The following is a 1,145-nucleotide window of genomic DNA, read 5'->3' as shown; positions in this document are numbered from 1 at the left end:
CCTTCACGGATGGCGAAGCGCAGCTTCTCTTCCATGGCGATCGGGGTGATCAGCTCGACGTTCAGCTCGGCATTGTCGCCGGGCATGATCATCTCGACACCTTCCTTGAGGTGCACGATGCCGGTCACGTCCGTGGTGCGGAAGTAGAACTGCGGACGGTAGTTGGTGAAGAACGGCGTGTGACGACCACCCTCTTCCTTGGTCAGGATATAGGCCTCGGCCAGGAACTTGGTGTGCGGGGTGATCGAGCCCGGCTTGCACAGGACCTGACCGCGCTCGACGTCCTCACGCTTGGTGCCGCGCAGCAGAACGCCGACGTTGTCGCCCGCCTGGCCCTGGTCCAGCAGCTTGCGGAACATTTCCACGCCCGTGCAGGTCGTCTTCTGGACGGGGCGGATGCCGACGATCTCGACTTCCTCGCCGACCTTGACGATGCCGCGCTCGACCCGGCCCGTGACCACGGTGCCGCGACCCGAGATCGAGAACACGTCCTCGACCGGCATCAGGAACGGCAGGTCAACCGGACGCTCCGGCTGCGGGATGTAGGCGTCGACCGTTTCCATCAGCTTCAGCACCTGCTGCTCGCCGATTTCCGGGTTCACGCCATCGGTCGCGGCCTTGGCCGAACCCATGGTGATCGGAATGTCGTCGCCCGGGAACTGGTAGGACGACAGAAGCTCGCGCACTTCCATCTCGACCAGCTCGAGCAGCTCGGCGTCGTCGACCAGGTCGACCTTGTTCATGAACACCACCAGGGCCGGCACGCCGACCTGACGGGCCAGCAGGATGTGCTCGCGCGTCTGGGGCATCGGACCGTCGGCAGCCGAAACCACCAGGATCGCGCCGTCCATCTGCGCCGCGCCGGTGATCATGTTCTTAACATAGTCGGCGTGGCCGGGGCAGTCGACGTGGGCATAGTGACGGTTGGCCGTCTCGTATTCCACGTGCGCCGTGTTGATCGTGATGCCGCGGGCCTTCTCTTCCGGAGCCGCGTCGATGTCCGCATAGGCCATCGCCTTGGCGCCACCGGCCTTGGCCAGCGTCATCGTGATCGCCGCCGTCAGCGTCGTCTTGCCGTGGTCAACGTGACCGATCGTGCCGATGTTGCAATGCGGCTTGTTACGTTCGAACTTTTCCTTGGCCAT

At 64.2% G+C, this 1,145-nt stretch carries 1 protein-coding gene; it reads right to left on the bottom strand.

The window, feature by feature from the left end; all coding sequences use genetic code 11:
* Positions 1-1,145: elongation factor Tu (gene tuf, locus GGR13_RS16510; RefSeq protein ID WP_183214709.1), on the bottom strand; the 1,145-nt coding region annotated here is incomplete at its 3' end.

It is taken from the genome of Brevundimonas variabilis (genome assembly GCF_014199945.1).
Taxonomy (GTDB): domain Bacteria; phylum Pseudomonadota; class Alphaproteobacteria; order Caulobacterales; family Caulobacteraceae; genus Brevundimonas; species Brevundimonas variabilis.
The sequence above is the reverse complement of the archived record's forward strand: the minus strand, read 5'-3'. Positions and strand labels throughout refer to the sequence as shown.